Genomic DNA, 19434 nt, shown 5'->3' on the forward strand with positions numbered 1-19434 from the left:
CACTTGTCAATATATTCTATAAGGAATTCTAGAATTCCTAAGCAAATATCTTGGAATTCCAACTGGAATTCTTAAAGAATTTAAGATTTATTTTGCTAGAATTTGTCAACTTCTTTTAAGGTATTAGAATGATTAAAGTATTAAAAAATCTCGCATTTTGGGTCGTTTTAGCAATAGCACTTGGTATTTTTGTAGGATATGCTTTTCCCCAAATTGGCACCCTTAGCAAGTTTGGGATTGATTATTTTATAATGATTTTAAAGTGGATGGTAGGACCAATTATCTTTCTTACTATTATCTCAGGCATTGTGTGTTTAGAAAGCCTAAGAGACCTTGGCAGCATAGGTTTAAAAGGCTTTATTTACTTTGAAGTAGTTAGCACGGCAGCTTTGGCTGTGGGTATCTTTGGCTCGCTGGCGCTTGCCCCTGGTGTGGGTATGCACTTAGATCCTAGTTCATTTGATGCTAGTAGCGTGGAGAAGTTCTCAGCTAACTCAAAAGATGTAGGCTCAGTCTGGGCGATACTAGCAGGCGCTGTGCCAAAAACTCCACTTTTGCCCTATGATGATTTAAGCACGCTTAGTGGCTTTGGCTTGGTGCTTGGGGTGATTAAAAACGCTCTTTTAGCCCTAAGTATCGTTATAACGCCATTTATTAAAGCAAATACGCTTCAAGTGCTTTTTATGGCGTTAATTTCAGCTATTGCGCTAAGTTTTGCGCCAAAGAAAATCAAAGATTTGTTCATAAAGCCGATTCAAAAGGCTCAGCACTGGGTGCTAAAAGCCCTTAGCATATTTATGTGGCTAAGTCCATTAGCGGCGTATTGTGCGATAGCGTATCTTATCGGCAAGTTTGGGATTGAGAGTCTCATAGGTATGCTAAGCCTGCTAGCAACTATGCTAATTTCGTCTTTGGTGTTTATTTTTGTGATACTTGGCGTGATTTGCTACTTAGCTAAGGTAAATATATTTAAGTTCATGCGCTTTATCGCAAAAGAAGTGTTGGTTGTGTTTGCTACAAGTTCTAGCGAAGTAGCCCTTGCGCCACTTATGAAAAAGTTAGAGAGCGCAGGAATTCACAAAGGCTGTGTCGGCGTAATAATACCTTTTGGCTACTCTTTTAACCTAGATTGTACAAATATTTATCTATCATCTTGCGTGATATTTTTGGCTCAAGCTTTTGACATTGAGCTTAGTTTTTCGCATTTGCTTAGCATTTTGCTGATTTTAATGGTTACTAGCAAAGGTGCTGTGGGCGTGACAGGCTCAGGCTTTGTGGTGCTAGCTGGAACGCTTGGTTCTATGCACGATGTCATACCTGTGGTAACTGTGGCAGTGCTGCTTGGGGTTGATAAGTTTATGAGTGAAATACGCGCGGTAGGAAACCTGTGCGGAAACGCAGTAGCCTGCCTAATCGTAGGAATCTGGGATAAAAAGATTGATAAAGATAAGTTTAACTACGCTATAAATCACCCTAGTGAGTTTGACTTTGAGAAACTTGAAGCAAAAGAAAAAGCGTAGTTTGCTAAGGGAATTCTAGAATTCCTAGGATAAAATCTAGAATTCCTAAAATAAAATCTAGAATTCCTAAAATAAAATCTAGAATTCTTTGACTAAATTCTAGAATTCCTTAGAAAAAATTACTAAAATTCCTTGACTTACACTTGGTGTAATGTTTTATAATTTTTGCTAAACTTTTAAAAAAGGAAGCAAAATGAAAAAAACTATTTTAACTCTTGGCATTACCGCAGCGGCTGCGGCTTTTTGGCTAGAAAAAGTAAGCAACGAAGAGTATGAAAATGCCTTAAAGGAACTTCAATGAAAAAGATTTTAGCTGTTTTTGCGGTGTTTGGGGGGGGTGTTTTGATGAGTGCAAATATAGAGGATAACACGCTTAAAGCGATATTTGAAAACTTTGAGAAAAGTAGCAAAAATGATAGCATAAAAGCTGGCCTAAGTCCTAGGCAGATTGAGCTTAGTAATCTAGCTATGATAATAGCATCGGGTTCGCTTAGGCTATGGCAAGAAAGGGTAGAAAAAAGCGAGTTAAAAGCTGATGAGATAATGGAGCTTTTACGCCAAAGCACGGCTTATCTTGGTATGGCTAGGATTAGGGAATTTATCTTTGTTACAAGTGAAATTTATAAGCGTAAAGGGGTTAAAATCACAGATTTTGCCCTAGATAGTGATGAAAATAGACTTAAAAATGGGCAAAATTTACAAATAGAGCTTTTTGGCAGTGCTACTACGCAGAGTATGAGTGGCGACTACGCACAAATCGGCAGGTATTTAAGCCAAAATTGCTTTGGGGATTATTACACTAGAACTGAGATTTTAAGCCTAGACGAGCGTGAGATTATCACATTTTTCTTTTTGGCTGCGCAGGGCGATACCTCAGCACAGATGAAAGCTCACGCAAAAGCTATTTTTCTTCAAGGCTTAAACAAAGAAAAATTAATCGCCCTAATCAACGCAAATATCGCTCTTATAGGCTATCCACGCTCACTAAATGCCACCGCTGCTGTAATAGAGGCTAGCAAATAATGGCATACACAATCATAGAAGTCTCACAAAAAACAGGCGTAAGCCCACGCACTTTGCGTTATTGGTGTGATAATGGGCTTTTTCCTTTGGTTGAGCATAGCCCCAGTGGCATTAGGTATTTTAGCAAAAGCGATATAGAGTGGGTAGAATGGGTTGTGCGTTTTCGTAAAATGGGTATGAGCGTTAAACGCCTTAGAGAGTATATAAATTTAGCTATCAAAGGCGATAGCACACTAGAAATTCGCCTAGTGATGATAAAAGAAGAAAAAAGTAGAATTTTAAATGAGCTTGATGAGATAAAAGGTGCGCTTGATTGTGTGGATAAAAAAATTGAGTTCTACGAAACTGCCATAAAAGCCAAAAGCGACCCACACGCCAAAGGTGGCAAACAATGCGAGTGATTTTATCGCTTTTTTGTCTTTTTAGCTTTGTTTTAGGAGAGAAAATGGAGATTTTTGTTATCATAAATGAGCAAAAGTTAAAGGCTGTTTTGGCTGAAAATAGCCGGGCTTTGGCTCTATATAAAGAGCTAGAAAAAGGTGATATCATCATAAATGCTAGTGATTATGGTGGCTTTGAAAAAAGCGGCAAACTTCCATCGCCATTGCCACGAAATGATGAGCAAATCACAATGCAGCCTTGCGATATAATTCTTTATAGCGGTCAAACTTTCGTATTAGCCTACGATACAAACTCATGGCTCTTAACTCGCCTTGGCAAATTAGATGGCATAGGCAAAGATGAGCTAAAAAAGCTGCTAGGCACAGGTGATGCAAAAATAAGGCTATCTGTAAGATAAAAGCCTTTTATAGTCTTTTAGCGAATTCTAGAATTCGTTAAAAGATTTTTAAATATTAGCTTTTTGCTTAATTCTTGCATTTTTTCCACTATTAAATTAACATTTGTAAATGTAAGATTTTGCTTACAAATTTTTCTTAAAAACTCTATTTCTGTATCGTATTCCAAAACATTTTTACAATACTCTTGAAGTTTTTTAGCATTACTGATTGCCAAGTTTATATTTTTATCATTTAAAAATTCCGTATAATCACCTGGTTCTTTATCATAATTATTTATACTAGGAATCTTTACTAGCCTATTTTTGATTTCATCAAACGAAGAAAAAATGTGAGTTGTGTATTCAAAATGTAGCAAATACCAAATCTCGAAGCACACACTTGATAAAATAGCATTAAAGCTCTTTGCTTTTATCATATCAAGCGCATTATCTATATCTTTGTGCTCATCTCTATCAAAAACACAATAAATAATAGAATTTTTCGCATCTAACTTATATTCTCTTTGCTTTTCCATAGCTACTCTTACCACACTACTTGGACTAGGTTTTGTATTTTTTGGGATTATAATATTTGATAAATGATATTTTTCCTTTAATTTATTAAAATAATTTGGCTCTGTCTTTTGACCTTCACAAATTATAAGAACTGTGGTTTTTTCTTCCAATTGCTTTGAGATTCTTTTTGTAGGCATGGCCCTTGTTCTTGCATTTCCTTCCATGATTCATAGCCTTAATATACAAAATTTGTTATATTTGGAATTCCACCATATCTGCCAAGCAAATAATTTAATTCCCAATTATCATTTGTTGTTTTAAAATCAAATAACGAATATAATTTTGTAGCCTTATTTTGTTTTTCACAAAAATATATTTGATCTTTTCTAAAAATATTTTTATTAAGAAGATTTGTATTATGCGTAGTGAAAATAAGCTGTGCGCAACTTTCATTTTTTACTTCTTGGCTATTAAACATATCTACTATAAATTGTGCTATCTTTGGGTGTAGATGTGCTTCAAGCTCATCAATTACTACTATATAATTATTTTCCATGGCATCTATAAATGGGCCGATAAGCTTTAAAAATTCTTGCGTTCCATCTGATTCACTTTCTAGCGGGAAAGATTTTATGGTTTTATTATCTTGCTTAAAGTGATTAGTTCTAGCAATTAACTCAATCAGGTTATTTTCTATTTCTGTATTATGCTCTTCGTCTTTGTATTTTTGAGTATTTATTCTTTTTTCCTTTATAGTCATGTCATATATATCTAAATCTGCCACTTGTAAAAACTTATTTATTTTATCTTTATATTCATCGTTTTTATATTTGGTTAAAGTAAATAATTCACCATCGCTATATTTAGATTTAGCGTTGGCAATTTTTAAATTATCTTTTATGTAGTTATAAATATCTAAAAATTTTTTACCGTTTAATAAGACAGAAACAGATAAGAATAAAGCATTGTTTCTCGTAAATTTTTTCTTATCTTCTATTTCTTCTAAGCACTCTTTATCTTCGCTACTCCATGCATAATCGCCTTTTCCCTTATTATATATTCTTTCAAACAAAATTTTATTTTTATTTCTTGTATTTTTTAAAAGCCATTCTTCAAAAATCATTTCTTTTGTAGTGCTAAAACCATACTGATACATAGTATTATCAATAGAAAAAGTTATCTCAAACCTACTTGGCTCATTATCATCATCACCAAGCAAAAAAGGAGTGATATATAAAACACCATCTCTTTGTATATCGGAAATGACGATCTTGTGCATAACAAACATTGCTTTTATTATATTAGACTTTCCAGCAGCATTAGCCCCATATATAGCCACGCTTTTTAATAATCTTGGCACCATTCTATTTGTTTTTACCGTATTGTCTATTTTTACCATACTACTGCTAGCTATACAGCTTAACACCTGCTCATCTTGAATAGATAGAAAGTTTTTTACTCTAAATTCAATCAGCATATTTCACTTCCAAAAAATTTTAAATTATACTCGCGGATTATAGCCACAAAAAATAAATTTTTTAATGTTTTAAACATTAAAAAATACCAAAAAGTAAAACAAAAGCAAATTTTAGAATTCCTAGCTGTTTTCTACTGCTTTTATTTCATCATCACTTAGGTTGTAGAGTTTATAGACAGCTGTGTTTATGCGCTCGTCTGTGGCTTTTAGCTGTGAGTTTAGCTCTGCACATTTTGCCTTAAAGCTCTCAAAAAACTCCAGCACTTCGCCCTGCTCGCTTAGGGGCACTTTTATTTTGCTGATTTTTAAGAATTCTTTAAAGTCTAGTTTGTAAAACTCGCTTAAAGCACTTGGGATTTTTTCTACATTGTAATTTGCCTTTAAAAGCGTCCAAAAATTATTTGTAAGCTTGGCAAACTGAGCGTTTAAATCAATCATAATATCTGCTAAGTCTGCTAATTCTTTTTGGAATTCCAAAGATATATTTGGAATTCCAAAATTTTCAAAATAAACTTTGCGGATTTCTCTACCATCTACACCAAGTTCTGGGCAATTTGATTTTATCCATAATTTAGCAAGTTTTGAGTTTAAAATAGCTACTAAAAACTTTAATGAAATATTTTCATCTTTTGCTGTTAGAATAAAACTTTTATCATTTGTGAAATATCCATTTTCATCATAAGAAAAAGGATAAAATGCTGTCATATTTGGATAAACAATTTTTGGTTTAGAGAATTCTTTTAAATAAACACAATTTCTTAAATTATAAGGTGTAATGCCTTTGTCGCCACGCTTTTCTAGTTTGTCGTAAAACTGCGATAAATGCTCTTTTATAGCTGGATAATCATCTATATTTATAGGTTCTAAATTTTCACTTTTTAAGCCATTGTGAGTGTTTATCATATAAAGCTCAAAACTAGAATTCCAAGCCTTTATATCGCGCCCTCGCAAAAGTGGCTTTATAAGCTCTGCGCTTTTGGCATCTTTTTTGATAAGCTCGTTTTTTGTATTTTCATCAATGTAAAAAGCATCGTTAAAACCCGTTAGAATTCCACGATAAATTTCAATAGGCAAAGATTTCAAAGGTGTAAAAGTATCAATTTTAGCTAGAATTCCAGCTGTTGCGTTGCTCTCAAAAGTCCAAGCAGAATTTGAGAATTCCTTAAAACTAGAATTCTGCTTTACATAATTTTCTAAATCACTTGTGATTTCTTTACAAGCGCAAATTTGAGTTTGCTTTTCGTAAGGTTCTTTGCGTAAAATTAGAATTTGCGGGTCTACTACAGCATCAGCAAAAACTTTAACCCCAGCAAAATCAATAAGCAAAAGCGGATTTGTATAAGAAATAAAAAATCGTCTTAAACCTTCACCATATTTGGCTTTTAGCCACTTATTTGAAGCGATAAAGCCTAAAAATCCGTGATTTTTCAGCAGTTTTGTGCCTTGCTCGTAAAATAAACAATACAAATCAGCTGATTTATTATAGCTAGCAAAGCCACATTTGCTATAAACTTCGCTCATTTGCCCCATACTTTGTAGCTGGACATACGGCGGATTGCCTACGATGATGTCAAAGCCACCATTTTCAAATACTTCTGGGAATTCCTTTTGCCAGTCAAATAGCTCGGTTATTAGTGAGTTGCCACATTTTATCTTGCCACTTAGGGTGCTTAGTTTGGTGCCTTTTTTCGCTGTGTTTAGCCAAAGTGAGAGCTTGGCGATTTCTACGCTCTCGCCGTTTATATCCACGCCGTAGATGTTGTTTTCTAGGATTTTGTCATCATAGTAGCTAAAATCAAGCTGTGAGCCATAAAGGGCGTTTTCTAGCTCATCTAGCAAGGCGTGCTGGGTTTTTAGATATTTTAGCGTGGCGTTTAGAAAGGCGCCTGACCCACAAGCTGGGTCGCAGATTTTAAGCCCTAGCAAATACTCTCTGTAAGCTTGTAGGGTTTTGATTTTATCTTCTTTTTTGCTTTTGGTGCTTTTGGTGAAGTTTTCGTTTATGCCAAGTTCTGCTTTTTTGCTCTCGCAGAGTGTGCCAAGAGTGCTTTCTACTATGTATTTGGTGATGTAGGCTGGGGTGTAGAAAACTCCGTCTTTTTTGCGTTTGTTTTGTTCTTTTATGCCTGTTAGTTCGTTTTTTTTGCTCTCTATCTCGCTAATGCTGTGTTCGAAAATATGTCCCAAAATATCCACACTAACATCGCTATCAAAGTCGTAGTTTGCGATTTTTTGGCAATGGAATTCTAGAATTTCATCGCTGATTTTCAGGCGGTCTAGCAGCTCATCGCTTTTGAAAAGTCCGCCGTTATAAGCAAAAATATCCATACTCTCATCGCCACTATCAATCCAGCCAAAATACTGCTTTATAAGGTCATAAAGTGGGATTTGGATGTGAATTTCTTTTGCTTTTTTGAAACGCTCGATTATGCCTAGCATTGAGTTTGGTGGCAAAAGTCCTTTGTCTTCGCAAAAGAAAATAAACAAAAATCTATCAAGCAATTTTTGGCTTTTTGAGAATAATTCTAGCTCGTCAGTGTCTTTGTTTTGCTCGCAAAGGTTGGCAAAAAGAGCGTTTTTAAACTCTGTGTAGTCTTTGTAAAGGGCTTTTGTGATTTGTTCTTCACGGCTTAGGCTGAGTTCTTTGATTTTGGCTGGGATATCGGCTGTGATCTGCGCTAGGGCTAAAAGCGTGTAAAGCTCGCAAAAGCCCTTAAAATCAAGCGTAAAAAGGTGGAATTCCACAAAATCAGTCGCATCATCAATGTAAAAGCGTAGTTTTTCAAAGTTCGAGATAACTACATAGCGACAGCCTGCGTTGTGGGCTTTGTAGCCTAGGGCTTGGTTTTCTATTTTGGCAAGGTCGGTTGTGTCTGTACCTTTTAGTTCTATTACGCATTTTACTTTGCTATCAATGATGATTGCGCCATCTGCTTTGCGTGCGTCTTTTTTGTCTGCGCTTTCGTTGCGCTTTTCGGTTATTAGGTTGTAGTTTGGTTCTGGATTTATCGTATATCCTAGGATATTTACAAAAATATCACGCAAAAAGCCCTCTTGGTATTGTTCTTCTTTGCTAGCTTTGATTTGCTCGATTTTTTGTGGGTTTTGGTAGGTATTTTGGAATTCCTTGTATTTTTGCTCTAAAAGCTCTGCGTCAATGCTTTTAATGTATTTATCTAATACTGATTTTTGAAACATCTTTTGCCCTTACGATTTTTAGCTTGAATTCTAGCAAAAATTTAAAAAAATTTTTCAAAAACCCTTGACTTACACTTGGTGTAATGTTTTATAATTTTTCATATCTTTTTAAAGGAGCAAAAATGAATGAAATCAAAAATAAAGATCGTAGAGATTTTCTAACAAAAGCAGCCGTTGCTGGCGTAGCAATCGGTGCTGGCACAAATCTTTTTGGCGCAGCGAATAAGCCAAATATCGCTTGTAAAGGTTGGGCGGCTTTTGATGAGAGTGGTGAGTTGAGGCCGTGGAGATTTGAGCGTAGAGCTGTGGGCGATGATGATATCTTAATAGAAGTGATGGCTACTAGTATCTGCCATAGTGATATACACACAGAGCTAGGGCATTGGGGTAAGCAAATCTATCCACAAGTACCTGGCCATGAGATAGTAGGTCTCGTGCGTGAAGTGGGTAAAAATGTCAAAAACTTCAAAATCGGTGACCGGGCTGGTGTAGGCTGTATGGTGGATAACACAGATATCGCTACGGCTGGGAGCGAGGAGCAATACAGCAAAAATACGATTTTTACCTACGGGTATCCATATCCTAAAGAGCCTACTGGTATAAGTCAAGGCGGATATAGCGATTATTTTGTTGTAAATTCGCATTTTGCTATCCATATCCCAAATGAGCTTAGCTGGGATGAGGCTGCACCGCTAATGTGCGCTGGAATCACCACCTACTCACCTATAATGAAATATATGAAAAAAGGTGATAATGTAGCAATCATCGGTATTGGTGGCCTAGGGCACCTTGGGATTAAAATTGCTATTGCTAAGGGCGCGAAAGTAACGGCATTTACTACGACTGAGAGCAAAATCAAAGATATAGAGAGCTGGGGCGCAAAAGCCGTGCTAGTAAAAAGTAGCGATGATTTAGCGCCGTTTAGGGCTAAATTTGATTTTGCGCTTAGCACTATTCCTTATGAATTTGAGATGGAGCCATATATTGCGATGGTTAAGCCTTTTGGCAATTTCACTCTAGTTGGTATGCCTATAAATTTCAGCCAAAAAACCCAAACCTTAAATCTAGCTAGTACAAAAGTAAATTTAAATGCTAGTTTAATTGGCGGTATGAAAGAGACTGCGGAAATGGCTGAGTTCTGCGCTAAAGCTGGAGTTCGCCCAAATATAGTAAAAATCACTGGCGAACAGATAAATCAAGCTTGGCGTGATGTAGTAGCAAAAAGAGCTAGATATCGCTTCGTGATCGATCCAAAGAGCTTTTAGCTTTTTTTAAATTAGCGAAATTTTGCTAAAATTCCGCAAAAAGGAGTAAAAATGAAAGTATTAATTTTAGATGGCGGTAAAAATTTTGGTAGTAGCGGTGGCAAGCTAAGCACCTTGCTTTGTGATGTAGCAAGCGAAGAGCTACAAGCCAAAGGACACGAGGTGCTACGTACAAAAATAGACGATGGCTACGACATAGAAACTGAGGTAAAAAAGGTGCTGGACGCAGATGCTATAATCTGGCAATATCCTGGCTGGTGGATGAGTGAGCCTTGGATAGTAAAAAAATACCTTGATGAAGTTTTCATGGCAGCAGCAGCAAGCCTGCTAAAAAGCGATGGCAGGCACGCAAGCGACCCTGAGCACGGATATGGCACAGGCGGACTTGCTATAAATAAAAAATACATGATAAGCACTACCTGGAATGCACCAATTACGGCCTTTAATGATAAAAATGAGTTTTTTGAGGGGTGTGGGTGCGATGGTGTAACCTTCGCTATGCATAAGGCAATGGCATTTTGTGGTATGAAAGCACTGCCTAGTTTCATCTGTAATGATGTGGTAAAAAATCCAAAAGTAGATGAGTATGTAAATGCGTATAGAGCGCATATAAGAGCAAATTTTTAAGCTAAGAGAATTCTAGAATTCCCTAGGGAATTCTAGAATTCTAGAATTCCTTAAACGCTAGGGTCAGTCCCTATAAATACAGATAGTTTTTTATGCGAACTAAAATCATTTATATTTGGCAACTTCACATTAGGCAAAGACTTAATAAATAAAATCTCAAATTGGCAAGATACAAGGACGCCTTGGATTATAATGGTGATAATTAGCGCAGGGCTTGTCGTCACCTCGCATTCGTTTTTCCAAAACTACTTATATATGCACCCTTGCGAGTAGTGCGTTTATATACACTTTGCTTTTTTATGTATGACATTAGGAGGCACGTTAGCTGGCATTAGCCCTAAAAATATCATCTTAAAGCCAATTGCTTATGCTCTAAGCTTTCGGGGCGCGATTTTAGGTATTATGTATAGCTTAAAATTAGATAAAATCTATAAAGCTGCGCGTGGTGATGACCCTTTTGGCGTGCAAGGCTGCTTAATTCAGCCGCGCTATCCATTTAATCTACCACTTCATGAGTGTGCTTTGATTGGTTTTTGCCAACAGGGGATTGCGGATATGATAATCCTGTGGTGCCTGATGGCGCTGCGCTTGATGCCTTGCAACGCTATTTTATAGATATATATAGTGATGGCTGGTATTTAGTGCCTTCTATTAAGTTTATGAATATGCCGCAATGCACACTTTTAGGCTTTGGTGTTTGTTTTATAGTGCTTGTAGCTATGCTAGCATGCTATATTATCACCAAATTTAAACCTAAAAAAGCCTAAAATCTATTATGCTCATCTTAGAAACAATCTAAAAGATTGATTTAATAATTTTACAAAAATTTAATAAAAACAAGCTACTATTACAAACATTTAAATTAAAAGGAAAAACAATGAAAAACCATCTTTTACTTGCAAATAACGCCCTTGATGCTAATGCTACTGTCGCAAGCCCGCTAAATCAAAACGCGCAAGGTCTTTTTGGCTTTAATAAAATGGCTTTGTTTGATTACGACTTAGATGATATGATAGAGTATGCAGCTCTTAACTCGCTTTTTGCTAATGCTGGCGCTGCAAATGCAGGATTTGCTAATCCGCTTTTTGGCAATCAGCTTTTTGCTAATAACGGCGCAAATATTTTCTCTCAAATATCTGCTTTATATAATGCAGATTTTTCACAGCTACAAACTAATAGCGCTCAAAGTCCGTTAAATCAAAACGCGCAAGGTCTTTTTGGCTTTAATAAAATGGCTTTGTTTGATTACGACTTAGATGATATGATAGAAAATGCAGCTCTTAGCTCGCTTTTTGCTAATAATGCTAATACGCAGCTATTTTCTACAAATGCCCTAAATAACGCCTTTATGATGGAAGCTTATGAAGACTTTTATGATGATATGAAAGATTACTATAAAATAGGTCTTTTAAACAAGCAAGATGCGCAAGGCGGCATGCAAGGCTTATTTTTTATAGATGATTGATGCCTTTTTACTAGCGGATTTTTTGCTAGGATATACTTAGATGCGGCGCGGATTATTTACGCGCCCACACCTTACACTTATAAATATCTGGTTTTAGTTTGAATTTGCAAAGCGCCCTTTTTCTTGGAATTACTTTTTTTACCGCTGCCGCAAGCTTCATTGTACTAGCGCGAGCTGAATGCTTTGAATTTGCAAAAGGGGCTTTTCTTGGAATTAAAAAGGCAAAGTCTTTGCCTAATGTGAAGTTGCCAAATATAAATGATTTTAGTTCGCATAAAAAACTATCTGTATTTATAGGGACTGACCCTAGCGTTTAAGGAATTCTAAAATTCCCTAGGGAATTCTAGAATTTTAGAGTTAAAAATACCTGCGCCTTACCCATGCGTAGTAAAACGAGCCCAATATAAAAAGCACGCCGATAAAGCCGGTGATAACTGGCAGGCTAAACCCAAGCTCAAAAGCAAGCCCTACCCCAGATGCTACAAGCGAGGCTACGATAAAAAAGACCATATCGTTATAAGCTACGATGCGTCCGTAAAATGCGCTATCGCAGGTATTTTGAAGGCGAGTGAAGGTGTAGCTCCAAATGCTATTGCAAAAAAATGCTGCTAAGAAAATGCCTAGTAAGCTCGTGTAAAAATTACTCTCTAAACATGCCCAGAGCATTATACAAAGCCCTTGAAATGCTAAAAAATAAATCATATTTTTCTCACTTACAAAGCGTGAGAGTAGAACTGGCCCCACGCACAGCGCAAAGGCTCTGGCTGTGTTTAAAAAGCCAATAGCAAGAGCGACGCTCAAAATGCCCTTATATTTATAATCTACAAGCAAAGCCACGATAGTATCGTAAGCAAAAAGCCCAACTAATGCGTGTAAGAAAATAAGGTGTAAAATCACAGGCTTTGATTTTATGTAATAAAAAGTCTGCGTAAACATTTTTAGAGCGCCGGTGGCGGCGTTTTGTAAGGCAGGCTCTCTAAAACGGGTGCCAAAAAGTATAAAAATACCGACGCAATAAAGCGCAAAATCAAAAAGAAAACTAGCCTTAATGCCGTAAAAATGCACAAAAATCCCAGCAAGCCCCATGCCAGCTGTGTATGAAAAAGCAAAAATCATTGAGTGAATTTCGTTTGCGATGATAAGATGTGGTTTTGCTAGCAGGCTTGGCAGCAGGCTCATTTCGGTTTGAAAAAACAGCGTCCCCACACCCATACGAATAAAAATCAGCGCCATAAGTAACCACAAAAAATCCAAGCTATCAATTAACAAAAGTGCTAGCACGCTAAGGGCTTCTGTAAACATGAGAACTAGCATTAGCGTGCGTTTTGGAAGCTTGTCAATGATAATGCCGTTAAATGGCGCAAGCACAATACTAGGCAAAAACGCCATCATTGCAGCCAGCGAGAGTGCCCAGACTGGGGCTTTTAGCTCTATTAGCAAGGTAAAAATGCCAGTGTGAGAAAACCACGCGCCAAAATAGCAAATGAGCTGAACGGCACTAAGGCGCGCTAAGGCGTGATTATAGCGAAGTAAGGCAAGGTATTTTAGTAGCATTTTTTCTCTTTTTTATTATATGAATTCTAGAATTCCTAAGGTTTTTTAAACATTTTGCTAAGGAATTCTAGATTTTTTTTAGAAATTCTAGATTTTTTAAGGAATTCTAGATTTTTATTTAGGAATTCTAGAATTCCTTATAGCCCAGCCCTTCTTTTCATCTCAGTTATCATTATGTCAGCACATTTTTCCCAGCTAAATAATTTAGCTCGCTCTAAGCCTTTTTTTGAGTTTTCTTGTCTTAAATTTTCATTATAGTAGTAGCTTTCATAAGCTTTTATATGAGCTTCGTCATCGTCATAGTCTATCATTATGCCAGCTTGCCCTGCTACTTCTGGTAGGCTTGAGTTATTACTTGTTATTACAGGTGTACCACAGCTCATAGCTTCTAGTGGTGGTAAGCCAAAGCCTTCGTAAGCAGATGTATAGACAAAGAAAAGTGCGCCTGAGTATAGTGCTGCTTGATCACTATCATCTACATAGCCTATTTTAAGAATTTTAGATTTTATATTTTCATCTAAAGAACCTATTTCATTTTCTAGCTTTTCAATAAAAGCATCCCAGTGAGCTCCACCTAGAACAAATACTAAATCATCTATATTATTTTTGCTAATAAAATTAGCAAAACATTTTACTGCTCTAATTAGATTTTTTCTAGGCTCTAGTGTACAAAGTGAAAATATATATTTTTTATTTTCTGGGATATTATATTTTTTTCTAGCTCTCGCAATTTCATCAGCATTTGCTGGTTTAAATCTTTCATCACAAGCTAGTGGGGTTACTATTATGTTTTCAGGTTTTAAGTGTGGGAGGTGCTTTAAAAAATCAGTCTTGGTGTAAGCGGAGTTGGCAAAGCAGATATCATCCGTTCCTAAACTCTTGCAAAGTTCAAAAAACCAAGCATTATCTGGGGAATTTTTATACTCAGTAAAAATGAGTGGAATAGTGTCGTGTATAAAAATACAATTATTTATATTCCTATATTTATGAGGAACGGCAAAAATCGGAGAGAAGAAAAACTCGTCATTGCTTATTTTTTTAATATTTTTTTCTGCACACATTGAGTTTAAATTTTTATCCTTAGGAATAAATTTTTTAATTAAAATAGTCAAACGATGGGCAAAACTTTGCGGAAGTAAGCTAAGAAATTTTTTAGCTAAGCGTTTATAAAATGGTGCTGGTAGCACAATATCACTTTCAAACTCGCAAGGCAGATTGTGAGCATTAGCATAAGTTTTAAGATTTTTCAAAACCAAATCTCGATCATTTTCACGGCAAAACAGTTTGAGTTCTATTTCCTCTTTTTGCATAAATTCTATAAGCAAAGCTCTAGCCACACTGAAAATACCAGATTTTATATTATTTCGTACATTTGCTATAATGGTAACATCAAAAATTACTTTTATTTTACTCATTTTTCACCTTTTGCTTATAAAAATATATCTAGAATTCCTTAGAGTCTATTTTAGAATTCCCTAGAGTTTGCTCTAGAATTCCTTATAGCCCAGCTCTTCTTTTCATCTCAGTTATCATTATATCAGCACATTTTTCCCAGCTAAATAATTTAGCTCGCTCTAAGCCTTTTTTTGAGTTTTCTTGTCTTAAGTTTTCATTATAGTAGTAGCTTTCATAAGCTTTTATATGAGCTGCGTCATTATCGTAGTCTATCATTATACCAGCACTGCCTACTACTTCTGGTAGGCTTGAGTTATTACTTGTTATTACAGGTGTACCACAGCTCATAGCTTCTAGTGGTGGTAATCCAAAGCCTTCGTATTGAGAGGTATATACAAAAAATAAAGCTCCACTATACAATGCTGCTTGATCGCTATCATCTACATAGCCTATTTTAAGAATTTTAGATTTTATATTTTCATCCAAAGAACCTATTTCATTTTCTAGCTTTTCAATAAAAGCATCCCAGTGAGCTCCACCTAGAACAAATACTAAATCATCTATATTATTTTTGCTAATAAAATTAGCAAAGCATTTTACTGCTCTAATTAGATTTTTTCTAGGCTCTAGGGTACAAAGTGAGAATATATATTTTTTATTTTCTGGGATATTATATTTTTTTCTAGCTCTCGCAATTTCATCAGCATTTGCTGGTTTAAATCTCTCATCACAAGCTAGTGGGGTTACTATTATGTTTTCAGGTTTTAAGTGTGGGAGATGCTTTAAAAAATCAGTCTTGGTGTAAGCGGAGTTGGCAAAATAATTATCAAACATCTTAAAAGATTCTAACCAACCTTCTTGGGAATTTGGATAATACTGCGGAAAAACAAGTGGCATAACATCATGGGCAATAGAAAATTTGCATATATTTGCATCTTTCATAAAATCATTACGAAACTCATACGCTGGAGCTAAATAAAACGTCTTTTCCGTGCTAGATACCACAGAAATATTTTTACTAGCCTTGATTCTTCTTGCCAAAAATTTCTTTAATAAAGAAGTACATTTTTGCCCAATTATTTTTTTTATTACTGTTTTTATAATAGCTTTTTGACTAAGAGCTTCTTTTTTTACAATACACTTTGGTAAAAACTCGCACCAATATTTAAGATTTTTAATAGCTAATTTATTATTATCTGTCTCATAGTAAAGAACTAATTCTATATCATCTCGCCTAGCAAACTCTTTTAGCAAGCAAGCAGCCGCAAAAAACACACCACTTCTAGCCCAATGAGCGTCTTTTATATTTGCTATTAGATTTACATTATAAATTACTTTTATTTTATCCACTTTTTCACCTTTGCTTATAAAAATATATCTAGAATTCCCTAGAGTTTGTTCTAGAATTCTTTATAGCCCAGCCCTTCTTTTCATCTCAGTTATCATTATATCAGCACATTTTTCCCAGCTAAATAATTTAGCTCTCTCTAAGCCTTTTTTTGAGTTTTCTTGTCTTAAGTTTTCATTATAGTAGTAGCTTTCATAAGCTTTTATATGAGCTGCGTCATCATCATAGTCTATCATTATACCAGCACTGCCTACTACTTCTGGTAAAGAGCTATTATTACTTGTTATTACAGGGGTTCCACAGCTCATAGCTTCTAGTGGTGGTAAGCCAAAGCCTTCGTAAGCAGATGTATAGACAAAGAAAAGTGCGCCTGAGTATAGTGCTGCTTGATCACTATCATCTACATAGCCGATTTTAAGAATTTTAGATTTTATATTTTCATCCAAAGAACCTATTTCATTTTCTAGCTTTTCAATAAAAGCATCCCAGTGAGCTCCACCTAGAACAAATACTAAATCATCTATATTATTTTTGCTAATAAAGTTTGCAAAGCATTTTACTGCCCTAATTAGATTTTTTCTAGGTTCAAGTGTACAAAGTGAAAATATATATTTTTTATTTTCTGGGATATTATATTTTTTTCTAGCTCTCCCAATTTCATCAGCATTTGCTGGTTTAAATCTTTCATCACAGGCTAGTGGGGTTACTATTATGTTTTCAGGCTTTAAGTGTGGGAGGTATTTTAAAAAATCAGTCTTGGTGTAAGATGAGATAGCAAAGCAAGTATAGCTCTCATCAAGCTTTCTAGCAAGTTCTAAAAACCAATAATTTCCAGGATTATTTCTATACTCATCAAAAATTAGAGGAATAGCATCATAAATCACTAAAAATTTAGCTAAATGCAAATACTCTTTTGGTGGGGCGAAAAAAGGCGAGAAAAACACACAATTTTCAGTTTTTTCTAAACTTTCTTTTTTACTGGGTACAACAGCCTTTTGCTTTAAAGCCAAAATCTTTTGCGCACTAGAATACAAAAAAGTAGTCAAAAACTTAGGCAACACACGCAAAACTGCCTTTACAAAAAGCCTAAACTGCACACCGAAAAAATGTCTTTTTACAAAAATTATTTCGCAGTTTTTTTTGCTCAAATACGGCGCAAGATTTATTCTAGCTTGTTTTTCATCACCACTACGGCAGTAAATTTTAAGGCTTATATCATCACGCCTTAAAAACTCTTTAAGCAGTGCATCAGCTACAAAAAAAGTCCCCGTGCGCTTACCACCACGCACATTTGCTATCAGCGTCGCATCGTAGATTAAAGACAAACCCATAAAACTAGAATTCCTACGCAAACAGCTTGCTTATTAGCGCATTTAATTTGCTTACGCTTTTATTTTTAGAGGCCTCAACAAGCACCGTGCCCATTATCACACCATCACAAAAAGAGCGCAGTCTTTTTACATCTTCATTGCTTCGCACGCCAAAGCCCACCGCCACAGGCAAAGAGCTTATTTTTTTGATATTTTTTGCCAGCTCTTTTAGGCGGTCCTCTGGGCTTTGTTTGCTACCAGTTACGCCAAGGCTTGCTATCATATACACAAAGCCACTTGCGTGTTTTAGTATCTTCTTAGCTCTATGACCGGTAGTTACGCTAATTAGCGGCACAAGGGCGATGCCAAGTTTGGCGCATTTTTTAGCCAAAGAACAATTTTCTTCAAAAGGCAAATCTGGGATAATAAGCCCACTAATGCCCACCTTCGCACAATCAGCGATAAACTCATCCTCGCCATAGCTAAAAATCGTATTATAATAAACTAAAAAAACAAGGCATTTTGTAGTTTTTACTGAGCCAAGCATATGAAAAACAGCCCTAGCATTTACGCCACTATTTACCGCCTCAAAGCTCGCATCACGGATCACAGGGCCATCAGCGATAGGATCACTATATGGAATTCCTATCTCAAGCAAATCCAAAGCCGAGTTATCAAGGGCGTTTAAAAACTCTTTTGTATATTCTAAGCTAGGATATCCAGCTACCAAGTAGCCGATATTTGCCCCATTTTTAAAGGCTTTTTTAAACTTATCCATAGATTGTTCCTTTTTTGTAGTTCATTACTGTATCCATGTCTTTATCGCCTCTGCCTGAGACATTTACTACGATATTTGAGCGTTTTTTTAGACCTTTGCATAGCCTTGGCAGCAGCCCTAGCGCGTGAGAGCTCTCGATTGCTGGGATGATGCCCTCTAACCTACTTAAAAGTTTAAGCGCTTCTATACACTCATCGTCTGTTACAGCCTCGTATTTAGCACGCCCAATATCCTTTAAATGCGAGTGCTGCGGCCCCACACCTGGATAATCAAGCCCAGCTGAAATACTATGAACCGGACTTATACAGCCATTTTCATCTTGTAGCACTAGGGTTTTCATGCCGTGAATTATGCCATCGCGGCCTTTGCTCATCGTACCTGCGTGATACGGCGTCTCTAGTCCAAGCCCAGCAGCCTCAACGCCTATTAGCTCCACGCTTTTATCATCTAAAAAGCCTGAGAATATACCTATTGCGTTACTTCCGCCGCCCACGCAGGCTACTACGATATCAGGCTTTACGCTAAGTTTTTTTAGCTGTGCTTTTGCCTCTTTGCCGATTACGCTTTGAAAATCACGCACGATTTTTGGATAAGGATGTGGGCCAACAGCCGAGCCTATCACATAAAAGCGACTTTCTATCTCATTTACCCAGGCTTGAATTGCCGCAGTAGTTGCTTCTTTTAGCGTTTTTAGTCCGTCTTCTATTCGCACAACTCTTGCGCCTAGAAGCTCGATTTTATGGACATTTAGAGCTTGCCTTGCTGCATCCACAGCGCCCATATACACATCGCACTCTAAGCCCAAAAGCGCAGCGGCTGTCGCAGTAGCTAGTCCGTGCTGACCAGCGCCTGTTTCAGCTAGCACCTTAGTCTTGCCCATGTATTTTGCTAGTAGAGCTTGGGCGATAGAGTTATTGATTTTATGCGCTCCGGTGTGGTTTAGATCCTCACGCTTTAAATAAATATTATGCCCAAAATGCTCACTTAATCTTTTTGCGTGATACATAGGGCTAGGACGCCCTACATAAGTGCTAAGCAGCTCCTTTAACTCACGCTGAAACTTCTTTGTAGGCACGATTTTTTTATACGCTTTTTCAAGCTCGATTAGCGCACTCATCACAGTCTCAGGCACAAACTGACCGCCATATTTACCAAAATAACTATTCATTTTCAAGCCTTG

17 protein-coding genes and 1 pseudogene are annotated in these 19434 nt (G+C 36.4%); 8 read left to right on the top strand and 10 right to left on the bottom strand.

Going from position 1 to position 19434, the window contains the following annotated elements:
* The first annotated feature begins 128 nt into the window (after positions 1 to 128).
* From PTQ34_RS02205 to PTQ34_RS02220, 4 genes are all read left to right on the top strand, one after another.
* Positions 129 to 1520, top strand: coding sequence for a cation:dicarboxylate symporter family transporter (locus PTQ34_RS02205; protein ID WP_273931829.1), 1392 nt, complete (start codon positions 129 to 131; stop codon positions 1518 to 1520).
* Between the two features lie 297 nt (positions 1521 to 1817).
* Positions 1818 to 2543 (top strand): carboxymuconolactone decarboxylase family protein, encoded by a 726-nt coding sequence (locus PTQ34_RS02210; protein WP_273931830.1) that lies wholly within the window; start codon positions 1818 to 1820, stop codon positions 2541 to 2543.
* Complete coding sequence (locus PTQ34_RS02215; RefSeq protein ID WP_273931831.1) at positions 2543 to 2944, top strand: MerR family transcriptional regulator; 402 nt, start codon at positions 2543 to 2545, stop codon at positions 2942 to 2944. Before PTQ34_RS02210 ends, PTQ34_RS02215 begins: the two co-directional genes overlap by 1 nt.
* A complete protein-coding gene (locus tag PTQ34_RS02220) occupies positions 2935 to 3342 on the top strand; it encodes a cyclophilin-like fold protein (RefSeq protein ID WP_273931832.1) in 408 nt (135 codons plus the stop codon). Before PTQ34_RS02215 ends, PTQ34_RS02220 begins: the two co-directional genes overlap by 10 nt.
* A gap of 17 nt (positions 3343 to 3359) precedes the next feature.
* Here the strand turns inward: PTQ34_RS02220 and PTQ34_RS02225 are convergent, their stop codons facing one another.
* The 3 genes from PTQ34_RS02225 to PTQ34_RS02235 form a co-directional block, all read right to left on the bottom strand.
* The gene (locus tag PTQ34_RS02225; protein WP_273931833.1) at positions 3360 to 4034 is read right to left on the bottom strand and encodes an RloB family protein; all 675 of its coding nucleotides are present in this window, start codon (positions 4032 to 4034) and stop codon (positions 3360 to 3362) included.
* A 38-nt stretch (positions 4035 to 4072) separates the two neighbouring features.
* Entirely contained in the window at positions 4073 to 5236 is a 1164-nt protein-coding gene (locus PTQ34_RS02230) for an AAA family ATPase (protein ID WP_273931834.1), read from the bottom strand.
* A gap of 198 nt (positions 5237 to 5434) precedes the next feature.
* Entirely contained in the window at positions 5435 to 8512 is a 3078-nt protein-coding gene (locus tag PTQ34_RS02235; protein WP_273931835.1) for an Eco57I restriction-modification methylase domain-containing protein, read from the bottom strand.
* 122 nt (positions 8513 to 8634) lie between these two features.
* Here PTQ34_RS02235 and PTQ34_RS02240 point away from each other — a divergent pair, with 122 nt between their 5' ends.
* Positions 8635 to 9777, top strand: a complete 1143-nt coding sequence (locus tag PTQ34_RS02240; RefSeq protein WP_273931836.1) for an NAD(P)-dependent alcohol dehydrogenase — start codon at positions 8635 to 8637, stop codon at positions 9775 to 9777.
* 51 nt (positions 9778 to 9828) lie between these two features.
* Entirely contained in the window at positions 9829 to 10404 is a 576-nt protein-coding gene (locus PTQ34_RS02245; protein WP_273931837.1) for an NAD(P)H-dependent oxidoreductase, read from the top strand.
* Between the two features lie 50 nt (positions 10405 to 10454).
* Here PTQ34_RS02245 and PTQ34_RS02250 read toward each other — a convergent pair whose 3' ends face one another.
* Positions 10455 to 10628, bottom strand: a complete 174-nt coding sequence (locus PTQ34_RS02250; protein WP_273931877.1) for a hypothetical protein — start codon at positions 10626 to 10628, stop codon at positions 10455 to 10457.
* Between PTQ34_RS02250 and dsbI the strand changes: the two are divergent.
* Together dsbI and PTQ34_RS02260 are read left to right on the top strand one after the other, a co-directional pair.
* Positions 10597 to 11171, top strand: a pseudogene (dsbI, locus tag PTQ34_RS02255) (protein-disulfide oxidoreductase DsbI). The gene PTQ34_RS02250 and the pseudogene dsbI sit on opposite strands and share 32 nt — an antisense overlap.
* 110 nt (positions 11172 to 11281) lie before the next feature.
* The gene (locus tag PTQ34_RS02260) at positions 11282 to 11869 is read left to right on the top strand and encodes a hypothetical protein (RefSeq protein WP_273931838.1); all 588 of its coding nucleotides are present in this window, start codon (positions 11282 to 11284) and stop codon (positions 11867 to 11869) included.
* Between the two features lie 357 nt (positions 11870 to 12226).
* On the opposite strand, the gene PTQ34_RS02265 is transcribed toward PTQ34_RS02260, so the two are convergent.
* The 6 genes from PTQ34_RS02265 to trpB all read right to left on the bottom strand — a co-directional run bounded on the left by PTQ34_RS02265 (position 12227) and on the right by trpB (position 19422).
* Positions 12227 to 13423: an MFS transporter gene (locus tag PTQ34_RS02265; protein WP_273931839.1), complete on the bottom strand. Its 1197-nt coding sequence runs from the start codon at positions 13421 to 13423 to the stop codon at positions 12227 to 12229.
* Positions 13424 to 13560: 137 nt separating this feature from the next.
* A complete protein-coding gene (locus PTQ34_RS02270; RefSeq protein WP_273931840.1) occupies positions 13561 to 14838 on the bottom strand; it encodes a glycosyltransferase family 4 protein in 1278 nt (425 codons plus the stop codon).
* 82 nt (positions 14839 to 14920) lie between these two features.
* Positions 14921 to 16168: a glycosyltransferase family 4 protein gene (locus tag PTQ34_RS02275; protein WP_273931841.1), complete on the bottom strand. Its 1248-nt coding sequence runs from the start codon at positions 16166 to 16168 to the stop codon at positions 14921 to 14923.
* 60 nt (positions 16169 to 16228) lie between these two features.
* Positions 16229 to 17497, bottom strand: coding sequence for a glycosyltransferase family 4 protein (locus PTQ34_RS02280; protein WP_273931842.1), 1269 nt, complete (start codon positions 17495 to 17497; stop codon positions 16229 to 16231).
* Positions 17498 to 17510: 13 nt separating this feature from the next.
* The gene (gene trpA / locus PTQ34_RS02285) at positions 17511 to 18254 is read right to left on the bottom strand and encodes a tryptophan synthase subunit alpha (protein WP_273931843.1); all 744 of its coding nucleotides are present in this window, start codon (positions 18252 to 18254) and stop codon (positions 17511 to 17513) included.
* Positions 18247 to 19422, bottom strand: a complete 1176-nt coding sequence (gene trpB, locus PTQ34_RS02290; RefSeq protein ID WP_404814887.1) for a tryptophan synthase subunit beta — start codon at positions 19420 to 19422, stop codon at positions 18247 to 18249. Before trpB ends, trpA begins: the two co-directional genes overlap by 8 nt.
* Positions 19423 to 19434 lie beyond the last annotated feature (12 nt).

Origin of the sequence: Campylobacter magnus (genome assembly GCF_028649595.1) — a bacterium.
Classification (GTDB): domain Bacteria; phylum Campylobacterota; class Campylobacteria; order Campylobacterales; family Campylobacteraceae; genus Campylobacter; species Campylobacter magnus.